The 11,321-nt window shown below is 58.5% G+C and carries 7 protein-coding genes; 6 read left to right on the top strand and 1 reads right to left on the bottom strand.

Annotated features, from left to right (window positions below; genetic code table 11):
* The 6 genes from E1180_RS21325 to E1180_RS21305 all read left to right on the top strand — a co-directional run.
* A partial coding sequence (locus E1180_RS21325; RefSeq protein WP_208997292.1) for a caspase family protein occupies nucleotides 1-1,691 on the top strand: 1,691 nt, incomplete at its 5' end.
* Nucleotides 1,692-1,950: 259 nt separating this feature from the next.
* Nucleotides 1,951-2,640 (top strand): hypothetical protein, encoded by a 690-nt coding sequence (locus tag E1180_RS21320; protein ID WP_208997291.1) that lies wholly within the window; start codon nucleotides 1,951-1,953, stop codon nucleotides 2,638-2,640.
* A gap of 47 nt (nucleotides 2,641-2,687) precedes the next feature.
* Entirely contained in the window at nucleotides 2,688-4,571 is a 1,884-nt protein-coding gene (locus E1180_RS21315) for an adenylate/guanylate cyclase domain-containing protein (protein ID WP_208997290.1), read from the top strand.
* A gap of 44 nt (nucleotides 4,572-4,615) precedes the next feature.
* Complete coding sequence (locus E1180_RS22080) at nucleotides 4,616-4,765, top strand: hypothetical protein (protein ID WP_196220673.1); 150 nt, start codon at nucleotides 4,616-4,618, stop codon at nucleotides 4,763-4,765.
* A gap of 31 nt (nucleotides 4,766-4,796) precedes the next feature.
* On the top strand, nucleotides 4,797-6,812 hold the full coding sequence (locus E1180_RS21310; protein ID WP_155194649.1) for a M23 family metallopeptidase: 2,016 nt from the start codon (nucleotides 4,797-4,799) through the stop codon (nucleotides 6,810-6,812).
* A gap of 227 nt (nucleotides 6,813-7,039) precedes the next feature.
* A complete protein-coding gene (locus E1180_RS21305; RefSeq protein ID WP_155194647.1) occupies nucleotides 7,040-8,461 on the top strand; it encodes a hypothetical protein in 1,422 nt (473 codons plus the stop codon).
* A gap of 52 nt (nucleotides 8,462-8,513) precedes the next feature.
* On the opposite strand, the gene tssH is transcribed toward E1180_RS21305, so the two are convergent.
* Nucleotides 8,514-11,315 (bottom strand): type VI secretion system ATPase TssH, encoded by a 2,802-nt coding sequence (gene tssH / locus E1180_RS21300; RefSeq protein ID WP_155194645.1) that lies wholly within the window; start codon nucleotides 11,313-11,315, stop codon nucleotides 8,514-8,516.
* Between the last annotated feature and the right edge of the window lie 6 nt (nucleotides 11,316-11,321).

Genomic DNA, 11,321 nt, shown 5'->3' with positions numbered 1-11,321 from the left:
GGCAGCGATGGGCCGGGCGGCGGCGGCGGCGGCAGCTGGGGCTGATTGAGGACCCGAAAGGCCATTACATGAATGCAGCTACTCGCCACTGGGTGTCCCGTCTGGTGCGGCTTTCCGCGTCCCTGGCCATGGCCCTTTGGATCACCGCAGGTCCTGCCCGAGCGGCCGAATGGCGCGGCCTGGTGATTGGAATCGACGCTTATGAAAATGTTGGCCCTCTCCAGGGTGCCGTCAACGATGCCAAGGACATTGCTGCAACACTCTCTGCAGCCGGTGTTGAGGACATCACGACACTCTACGATGGCGCCGCGACCCGGAATGCCGTTCTGACCGCTTGGCAGGATCTGATCGAGCGATCGGGCCCTGATGATGTTCTTGTTCTCTCTTATGCGGGCCATGGCGCCCAGGAAGCGGAGTGGCAGGCCGGGTCTGAACAGGACGGACTGGATGAAGTGTTTCTGCTGGCGGGTTTCGGCATGAGCGCACCTCAGAACGGTGAGCGTATTCGCGATGATGATCTCAACCGGATGCTGGCCGCTGCCGCAAACCGCTCAGTTCTCGTTCTTGCCGACAGCTGCCATTCAGGAACAATGACCCGTTCAATCGATCCACGCATTACGCGGCTCGGAACGAGGATTGTCGGCCTTCCGCCCATTGAAGATGATGTTCTGCGCTCCGCACCGGTCCATCCTGTTCTAGCTTCGAGCGGGGAGGGATTGCCTGAAGCGCAGGATATGCCCAATGTTGTTTATGTGGGGGCCACAGTCGACGGTCAGGTTATTCCAGAATTGGTCATTGGCGGCGAACCGCGCGGTGCTTTGAGCTGGGCATTTGCAAGGGGCGTGGAAGGGCGTGCCGATCTTGACCGGGACGGCGGGATATCAATGGAGGAACTGTCCCTCTTCCTCAAGGAAACGGTGCGGGTGGCAACCGAAGGCCGCCAAACCCCAAGCCTGACAATCGGTGGCGGCTCAAGGTCCGCCGTCTTGCCGAAGGCCGAAACTGATCTGTTCGCCGATGGCTCTCCTGTGCTGACGATCTCAGCCAGTACAGCCGAAGCCGGTCCAGTCTTGTCCCGGCTTGCGCAATCGCATTCCGACCGTCTGCAGCATGTTGAGGACAGTCAGTCCGATCTTTTCTGGGATGTGGAGACGGCCGATGTGCTAACCCGGTTTGGGGATGTCGTGCTTGAAGGCCGCGCCCGCACGGCCGATGATTTTGCCGGTGTCGTTACAAAATGGCTGCTTCTTGCGGAATTGTATTCGCTCGCGCGGGATTTGCCTCCCATCGAAGGCGAAGTACGGCCATCGGTTGGACATATCCGGGAGGGCTCGGCACTATCCGTCGGACTGACGCCCGCGCAAGACGGGTATATGGCGGTGATCGCCCTTGAGGCAGATGGATCATTGCGCGTGCTGGCGCCCGACAAGGGCGCAGACCCGCTCGGGCGCGACACCAAGGCAATTGCCGGGAAGGCTTATGGCTTGAACTTGAAGGCCGGCCAGCCGTTCGGAGCTGATCATGTTCTTCTCATTCAAAGTGAGAAACCCATGACAGCACTCCTGTCGGTTCTGACCGCTCTGCAGGGCAAGCCCCTTGATCCGGTGCTGCTGCCAAGGATCAGCGATTTGATTGCGAAGTCGGCGAGCGGGCTCGGTGTTGCCGCCGTCTACACGCAGCCCGCGGGCTAAATCAGCGGGCAGCGAATTGAACCCGATTTCCAGCCCGAGGCAGATCGATTTCGGAGGGTACGAGCATCTTTGGGCGACGCCCGGTGCTCTGATAACAGCGCTTGACGGTCTGACGGCCTCCGGCTCTCCCTTTTGGAAAACAAGTTAAGTGTGATCACGGCCACACTCATTCCGTTATCTTCTGGTAGATTACGCTACACTACCGGGGTAACCGGTCCATTATTTAATTGCGGTCAAACCATTGATCCGGGAGTTCATTATGAGCCAGTTGGCGTTTACAAAGCTACAAAAGCAGCGTGTGGTGGCTATCCCCCGTCTTGCTGCTTTTGCCTTGGGTGTTATGGCCCTTTCAGCCGTTTCCGCACGGGCCGAGCCCATGGCACTCGTGCTGGACAAATCCGAGAGCGTTTCGTTTCCAGCATTTTCAGAACTGGCAGCGGGCGATGTGGTCGAACTTGGAAATTCCGGCCATATCGATCTTCTGGATTACTCGGCTTGCCGGGAAGTGCGGATCAAGTCCGGCACAGTCAGCTTCGGGGCTTCAGGTTATGTCGTCGACGGCGGCGAAGAGGAGGTCCTGCGCGATGGCAACTGTCTTCAAGCAGATAGCGGCACCGATCCGGCAACGGCGGACAAAGGATTGACCGTCACGTTGCGCGGGATCACACCGGCCAACAAAATGGCGGCCTCGATCATGTTGCGCTTCGATGACGAATTGCGCGACCAATATGACACCGTGTTTGTCTCCTTCGAAGGCGGATCACCGAAACGGTTTGACCTTGATAACAGCATTCTGACAGATATGCCGGTCCGGGAAGACGAAGCTGAAGCTGTCGATGTTGAGCTGTTCTTGCAGGGCAAAGCGCCCGATTACGGCGTCGTCATGCGCAAATTCAAGATTGATCCGACTTCGGTCGGACGTAAGACTGCTGTCGTTATCGTGAAATGACATCTGGTGCGGGACAAGGGAGTACAACCCTTGGCCGGAACCAGCTCATGATCTTGATCGCGGTGACCGCGATGGCAGCTGGAACGGTCCTGGGACTGTATTCTCAAAGGGCGATTTGGGAAGGCTGGGTGTCCGACCGGCTTCTCCAGCTCCGTGCGGCGTTCAGCGCGCCGGATGAAGCAGTCCGGGAGCCCGTGGCCGTCGTAGGTCTCGATCGTGTCTCCCTTGCCTCCGACAGATTGGCATCTGTACCCCGGGTCTTCATGACGCCCGTGATGGCCGAGGCCGGGCAGGCGGTCCTCGATGCGGGCGCCTTGGCCGTGGGTTATGACTTCGTTTTTGCCTTCAGTGCGGATGCTTTCGCCGATCCGGTAACCGCGGAGCAGCCGCTCCGCGGGTTTGACCGGCCTTTTCTCGGCTTTTTGTACAAGAACCGCGGGAAAATCGTGGTCGCGAAAACCTCCACAGGCGTTCCCCACAGGGCGATCTCCGCAGCCGCAGGCGTTGAAGGTGTCCGCCTTGCCGAAGTAACGCCGGACGGTGATGGCGTGGTGCGCTGGCACACGCCCGGCTCCCCGCTCGCCCAATCGCCCAAATTCATCGATGCATTGCTTCATGCCGCTGGCGGTAATGCGGAAGACCGGTATATCGCTGTCCCTGAACGGCGCTTGGCAACTTCAGTTCCCTACCTGTCGCTCATCGATGTCCTGAGCCTTGCCGAGACGGAAGAGGGCCGCGAAAGCCTGAAGGAATTTGCAGCCGGGCGCGTCATCTTGTTCGGCAGCACTTTGCCCAATGAGGACGAGCATTTGTACTCGGGCCGCTTCCTTCCATCGATGGGTCTAGAGGACGCGGAGACCGGTGACAGCGGACGCCCGCCTCTACGGTATGCAACGGCAGGTGTTTTCATCCTGGCCGATCTGATTGGCGCTCCGCTGTCCGACCGGACGGCAGTCGACCCGCCCGCCGCCAGCCTGTATTTGGCAGCCGCTGTGTTTGCCGTTGCAGGTGCGCTGGCGGGGCTGGCTCTGGCTTTGATTATCTTGCCGTTGGCTGCGATTGGGCTTGCCGCTGCAGGCCTGGCGATTACGCTGGTTGGCCTGGAGGCTGGCTATTTTGTCCCTCCCGGTGTCGCGCCTGTTGCCGCCGTTTCGGCGCTTGGTCTTGCGGTATTGGGTAAGGTCGGCATCTTGCAGCGGCGTGAACGGTCGCTGGTCCGCTTGTTCGGCCACTATCTGGCCCCTGACGTCATCAAGCAGATGGCGACTTCCGAGCAACTTCCGGAACTTGGCGGAGAAACACGGCCGGTCATCGTCGCCTTTATTGATATCGTCGGATTCACAAAAATGTCGGAGCGGCTTCCGGATCACGAGGTGGTCCGGGTGGTCAACACCTGCTTTGATGCCATCGGTGAGGTGATTACCAAACATGAGGGCTATATCGACAAGTACATTGGCGATGCCATCATGGCGGTCTGGAACGCGCCCAACAAGGTGGCGCACCCTGAACGGGCCGCCGTGGAGGCCGCACGCGATATCATACATTTGCTGGACGAATTGAAGCGGATCACCGGACAATCCGGTCTTGATCTTCGGATCGCGCTAAACGGGGGACCGGTTCTCGTTGGCGACATAGGCGGAATACACCGCCGGTCCTTCACCGTCATGGGCACCACCGTGAACACCGCCAGCCGGATTGAATCGGTCGCAAAGGATCACAGCGTTCGTTTGGCCTTCAGCGCTCCGGTTGCCGATCCCCTTGGGAAGGATTACCCGCTGGTGCGGCTATGGAGCGGGCAGTTGCGCGGCCTGACGACGGAAACCGTCGTCTACACCCTGGATGACGCTGCCATGTTTATGGAGGGCGCTCCGGCCCGGCCTGAGCGGACTGAGGCCGAAACAAGTCCGCGCGTTGTGCAGATCCCGCGATAAGGCATACGGAATACCTGCCACCGGCATGCTCTGGACGAACTTCAATGCCTGAAACCACGGCAGGGCTATACCATTATCCGTTTCTTTGCGTCATCATCGGGACAGATGAGCACTTGCAAATGGTGGCTGGTTTGCCGTTGCAGATGCGGGCCAGAAGCGTGCCGTATCCGTTGATGGGCGGTGGCAGCATTTGATCTTTGAGCGGAAACGGATCTCTGGGGCGAAATGACGACGGGGAATAACACGTCAGGCGGGAACCGGCCGGAGTTTGACAAAACTGTCATCCGGCCGTCTGGCGCGCATCCACGATCGGCAGCCCATACGCTAGATCCAAACCAGTCAAATGCGGCGCGCGCTCCAGAATCAGCCCGTGAAATATCGGTTGCGGGCGGAAGAGCCACATCAAAGCCGAAATCCGCCTGGAAAACCTATGCGGGACTGGCGGTTTTGTGCCTTCTGCTTGGTAGCGGGGGCGCAGGTTTGGCGCTTCTGGTTGCGCGCGGAGATATCGCGTTCACCGCACCGGAAACCCTTCCAGCAGCGGATGCACCGTCAGAAGTCGCCGGTTCACAAGATGAAACCGCCGCGCCGGAAGATGCCGCGCTCTCATCGGAAACAGATGCCGTGTCTGGCAGAGAGGAAAGTGCTGCCAGCGCTTCCGAGGACGAAGAGCTGGCAGGTTTGTCAGATCCGTTTTTCGACATGGCATTGTCCGCGGTGATCCCATTGGCCGGCGATCCGGTTCTCCTGACGAAGGGGGCGGCTGGAACCGGGGTGGATCTCATCGAACGGCCGCTGCCAACCGTGAGTGACTTGAACGCGGTCATGCCGAACACTGCGCAGGCGTATCTGCTCGACAGTCAAATGCTGGACGAGACCGGAAATCTTGTTATCCGCGCACCGGGATCTGAGGCGGACTTCCAGTTCGGCAATTTCGGCGGCGGGGACGATAGCGGCGCGCTTGATGTAACCAACGAAAGCCCGGACCAACTTGGCAGCACCAAATCTGCCCTGCCGACCTTCTTAAGGCCCTCGATCAATACACTGAACCTGTATCTGAACGAAAAGCCAATTGGACAGGGCGCCAGCCGGATCGAAGTCACTGAAAAAATTGCGGAAAACACAACGCTCAAATCGTTTTTGTCGGGGCAAGGGTTTGATGACAAGGAGCTGAAGAGCCTGATGGACTATGCGGCCTCCGAGTTTGGCCGGAGCGATTTGATCGCAGGCGATAAAATCGCAGTGCGAGGCGTGCGTTTGCCGAACCAGCTCGGCCGTCTCGGCGATTACTATCAGGTCACCCAGCTTTCACTTTATGCCAGCGATGGATATGTCGGCACTGCCGCATTGTCCAAGACGCCTCAGGGCGCGTCTTATGTTGCGGGCGCCGATCCATGGTTCGGAAAGGAGATTGCGCCAGGGGTTGAGACAAGTGCTGCCGACGAAGGTGAGGGGGGCAAGACCCACCGTTTGATCGACGGGCTCTATGCGACAGCCGTTCGAAACGCCGTTCCCGCGTCAATTGTTGGCGAAGCGATTGCCTATCTGGCGCCAATGACCGACCTGAAGCGGGCCATCCGGCCAAATGAACGGTTTTCCCTGATTTTCACGGGCGAACCCCGGGACACCAAACGCGGCGGCGGCAAGGTTCTGTTTGCTGGCATCCGCAGCGGAAACGCATGGTCGGTCCGCTGTTACGTCTTGAAAGCACCTGGAAACCGCGGTTTTGCCTGCGTGAATGAGGGCGGGCAGGTCAGCCTGTCAGGGGCGATGCTGGTGCCGGTCAAAGGCGTGCTGACCTCAAAATTCGGGCCGCGTTTTCACCCGATCAAGAAGATCGAACGGCTGCATGCCGGCGTGGATTGGGCAGCGCCGACAGGAACACCGATCCGGGCGGCTTTTTCCGGAAAGGTGACCTATCGGGATGTCCGCGGCGGATATGGAAACTTCATCGAGCTTACCCACAAGGGCGGGATTACCAGCCGCTATGCGCACTTGCATGACTATGGCGACGGGATCCAGCTCGGCTCCGTGGTGCAGGCGGGAGATGTTATCGGCTATGTCGGGACGACCGGCTTGTCGACAGGGCCGCATCTGCATTTCGAAATCCGGCAAAACGGCCAGCCCAAAGACCCGCTCGCCTTTGAAATGGAAACCGGTGCCGATGCGCCGCAAAGCGTTGCCCGCGCTGACCTGAAGGCCTACCGCAACCTGATCTCAGAGATCCTCACGCTCCAGTAACATTCTCGGTCAGTAAATCGGCCGGGATCGCTGAAAATGTGATGTTGATCCCACATTGCAGGTCCGAATTACGCTAATCTTCCTTAACGTCAACGGGCCTGGGTGTTGCCGGTTCCACCAACGGCTGGCGATCAGGCTTGGGTGCAATGGCACGGTAACGGGAAAACGCGTTTGAGAATGACCGGCGGTCAAGGCCGGTTCGGAAGTCTCTAACAAGCGGTCTTGTAGTGAAACTCTGGCCCGGGCCGGAGCGGAATGCTTTCGAAGAGTTTTTATACACAGTGCGGTTTTTCGGCACGAACACGGAGACGGGAGCCATGGACAAGGAAGAAGGCCTGCTCAGCATCAAGGCAAACGACATTTATGATGCTGCCCGCGATGCCCGGCAGAGCACACAGGGCTGGCTTTGCAGGCTCCGCGTCCTGGAGAAGAACCTCTGCGGTGCGCTGGATATCGAGCGCACGGCGCCGCGCCAGATTTCGGTTCTCAAGGACATGTCCAAGAGCACGAACATCATGAAGGATGCCTATGGAAACCTGATCAAGGGAACAGAGGCACAAATGACCGGGATGGAGGAGGCGTCGAACAACAGCTACTACCTCGTCGCCATTCACGGTGTTTGTTCCCTTGGCAAACTTTGCGAGGCAATTCTTGCAATCCTGCCCGGGACCGAGGCTGCCTCGGAGTTCCTGAGTGGAACCAAAACCGTCCTCAGCGCTTCAAAGGACTTCATTGAGGGAAAACGGGCGCAAGACGGCAAGGATGGCGTCGCGGCAACCGGCAAGGCCCTTGAAGGATCGCTCAAACTGCTCGGAGAGAAGACCAGCGCGCTTGCAGATCTGATCGGTGGCACCTTCGACATGAAGATCCTCAGCGACCCGAACAAGAAGGACGGCATTGATTATCAGCAGCTTGCAGAAAAGGCTGCGTCGGTTGTGAAAACACTCAAAGGTCTGATGAAGACCCTGGAGGAGGTGATCAACACCTTGAAACATCAGACACGCGGCAGCAACCGGCTCGGAGCGGCTGCAAAACTGCTTGATGTGCTGGAGAACCTTCTGGAGTGTTACAAGAACGCAGTTGCCGCTTATGATTCCTATCAGCAGATGATGAAAACGGCTGAGGATATGGGCCGGACATCGGCGCATTTGTCCCGTTTGAAGCGCGACTATCTCGGCCAGTCCTACGGGTCCCGAAAGGCGTTTGAGCAGGCAATTTTCCTGGCGTCCGCCGGAAATGACGATGCCTTGAAAACCGTGCGGATCAAGTTTGCCAATCAGATCAACAGTGAAGCGGAAGCAATCAAATGGGCGGAAGAGCTGTCCGACGCATTGGCGAGTTTCCGGCATGACCTTACGCGCGCGCAAGGCAAGGTGCAGACCTACGGCAAAGAATATGGCACGTTATTGGAAAAGCTGGCGACCAGCCGGAACCGCTTGAAGACCCATCGGGCAAAGCTCGAAGTACTCCAACAGGAGATTGCCGATTTCGGAGCCAAGCGGAACAACAATTATGGCTTGTTGTCCCACATGATCCATCATCTGCGGATCGAGCTGCCGAAGATTGATGAAACGCTGCATTTGGCGGACATCCGCCTCGCGATCACCGTAAAAATGTCTGAAACACGCGCGCGTAAGAAAGCGGCGTAAGGCGTGCGGTCCGGTATCGGAACGCGATGCCGGACGGCAGCACCAATTACGATCAAGCCGATATTTCGATCCCGTTTTCTGCAGCCGTGAGTGTGACCGCGTTGAGTTCCTCTCCGTTCATCTGGGCGGTGAGGAACGAGCGCGACAATTTCGGCAACAGGTCATTTGTCAAAATGTTATCGATCATCCGGCCGCCACTGTCCGGGTCCCGGCAAAGGGAGACGATGTGGCTGACAAGATCATCGCCATAGGTCAGCTCCGCGTTGCGGTTCTGCTTGACCCGTTTCACGATCTTGTTGAGCTGAAGCTTCACGATAAAGCCGAGCATGGACGGCGAGAGCGGATAATAGGGGATGGTCACGATCCGCCCGAGCAGCGCCGGCGGAAACACATCCAGAAGGGCTGGCCGCAGGTCTTCCGCCAGTTTTTCCGGATCGGGTGCATTGGGATCGGTCGCAGCCAATGCCGGATCGCTGGAGACCGGTGCGTCAAGCATGTGAGCGGCTGCTTGCATGATTAGATCGGTTCCCACATTCGAGGTCAGGAGGATCAGTGTGTTCCGGAAGTCGATTTTCCGGCCCATGCCGTCTTCCATCCAGCCCTTGTCGAAGACCTGGAAGAAGATCTCGTGGACGTCCGGGTGCGCCTTTTCCACTTCATCAAGCAGGACCACGGAGTAAGGCTTCCGGCGGACGGCTTCGGTCAGCCGGCCGCCTTCACCATAGCCGACATAACCCGGAGGCGCCCCCTTCAAACCCGAGACCGAATGCGCTTCCTGGAATTCTGACATGTTGATCGTAATGAGACTGTCTTCGCCGCCGTAAAGGGTCTCGGCAAGAGCGAGTGCCGTTTCTGTCTTGCCGACACCTGAAGGGCCGCACAGCATGAAAACACCGATGGGTTTGTTCGGGTTTCCGAGTTGCGCACGGCTGGTTTCAATGCGCTTTGCAATCATGGAGAGCCCGTGCGATTGACCGATGACGCGCTTGTTCAGGCTGTCTGTCAGGCTCAGGATCGTCTGCATTTCGTCCTGGACCATCCGGCCAACCGGGATCCCGGTCCAGTCCGAGATGATGCTGGCCACGGCTTCATCATCCACATAGGCATAAACCATGCGGTCGTCTTCCGGGATTTCGGAAAGGGCCGCCCGTTTGTCATGAAGCGCTGTCCGGATCGCGTCCTCGCTTGAAAAATCCACGTCAAGATCCAGCTCGATGTCATCGATGGGGACAAGGGCAGGGCCGTCATGCTCCGGGTCTTCGATCTCCGCTGGTTCCGGGTGCGGAGCCGGCTCTCCGCCTTTCAGGTCGGTCAGCGCCTTGTTCAAGCGGCGAATTTCCGCAACCAGTTTCCGTTCGCGCTCCCATTCGGCGCGCAGGGTTTCGATGTCCTGTTCTGTTTGCCCGATAGCCGCTGTCACGCTGTTGATCTGCTCTTCGTGATCAAGGCCAAGTTCGGTGTCGTTGGTGATCGCCTTGAGCTCGGTTTCCAAAAACCCTTTCCGGGCCACAAGGTCAGACAATCTGGCCGGTTGCGCCGCCTGGGAAATATTGACCCGCGCGGAGGCCGTGTCCAGAACACTGACGGCCTTGTCCGGCAATTGGCGGGCCGGAATGTATCTGTGCGACAGTGATACGGCCGAGCGGACAGCGCTGTCGAGGATCCGGACCTGATGATGGTCTTCCATCGGTCCGAGCAAACCACGCACCATTGCAAAACATTTTTCTTCGTCCGGTTCATCCACCTGCACCGGCTGGAACCGGCGGGTCAGTGCAGGGTCCTTTTCAAAATGCTGCCGGTATTCCGACCAGGTGGTAGCTGCGACGGTCCGCAATGTCCCGCGGGCAAGTGCCGGTTTCAAGAGGTTGGCGGCATCCCCGGTTCCAGCGGCACCGCCAGCGCCAATAAGTGTATGGGCTTCGTCGATGAACAAGATGGTTGGAACGATTGAAGCGTGAACCGCGTCGATGACGGCCCGGAGGCGTTTTTCGAATTCACCCTTCATGCTGGCGCCGGCCTGCAGCAAACCAAGATCGAGCGCGCATAACCTTGTGCCCAAAAGGGCAGGTGGAACGTCTCCGGCGACGATCTTTTGCGCAAAGCCCTCAACGATTGCGGTCTTGCCGACCCCGGCTTCACCGGTGAGGATCGGATTGTTTTGCCGCCGCCGCATCAGGACGTCGATCACTTGCCGGATCTCATCATCCCGCCCGACGATCGGGTCAAACTCTTCCGCCCGTGCCCGTGCCGTGAAGTCGACGGTGAACTGGGTCAATGCGTCTTCACCGGCGCCGCTTCCCGGTCCCGCCTCTGAAGGGTCGGCGCTGCCTGCGGGACTGGCTTTGGGGCCGGAGCCATCCACGGGCCTTGCTCTGGTTTCTCCGGAGGCGCCTGCAATGGCATCCAGGTTTTTGACCAGGAGATCACGGTTTATCTCGGAAAACTTGTCAGAATAACTCAGAAACTGGCGCCAGGTGCCCTTGTCGCTCATGGCGGCCATCAGCACGTAGGCTGAGCGGATCTTGTAATCACCGTACCGGAGAGTGCCCTCGAACCAGGCCCGCTCCAACGCTTCCTGAAAGGGGGCGGCCATGCCGGGAAGTTCGGTCTGGTTGATCTTGAATTTGGCAATCGTTGCCTGAAGATCTGCATCGACCTCGCCAAGGTCGATATCAAAATGGCGCAGAATATGAACAAGATCGGTGTTGTCGTCGCGCACCAGATAATAGAGCCAATGGACAATCTCCAGATGGCGATGGCCGGAGCTTTTTGTCAGCCGCATGGCCTTTTCCAGGCTTTCATAGCTGACGCTTGTCAGTTTGTTTGCAACGGTCTCAACCAGAATATCGCTCATGGTATC

The sequence above is a fragment of the Roseibium denhamense genome (genome assembly GCF_009711415.1).
Classification (GTDB): Bacteria; Pseudomonadota; Alphaproteobacteria; order Rhizobiales; family Stappiaceae; genus Roseibium; species Roseibium denhamense.
This window is presented reverse-complemented; position numbering and strand designations above follow the sequence as displayed.

What these genes read in the sequence shown, in the direction of transcription:
- E1180_RS21320 (WP_208997291.1), top strand. Translation starts at nt 1,951, where the DNA reads ATGAGCCAGTTGGCGTTTACAAAGCTACAAAAGCAGCGTGTGGTGGCT.
- E1180_RS21315 (WP_208997290.1), top strand. Translation starts at nt 2,688, where the DNA reads ATGATCTTGATCGCGGTGACCGCGATGGCAGCTGGAACGGTCCTGGGA.
- E1180_RS22080 (WP_196220673.1), top strand. Translation starts at nt 4,616, where the DNA reads ATGCCTGAAACCACGGCAGGGCTATACCATTATCCGTTTCTTTGCGTC.
- E1180_RS21310 (WP_155194649.1), top strand. Translation starts at nt 4,797, where the DNA reads ATGACGACGGGGAATAACACGTCAGGCGGGAACCGGCCGGAGTTTGAC.
- tssH (WP_155194645.1), bottom strand. Translation starts at nt 11,315, where the DNA reads ATGAGCGATATTCTGGTTGAGACCGTTGCAAACAAACTGACAAGCGTC.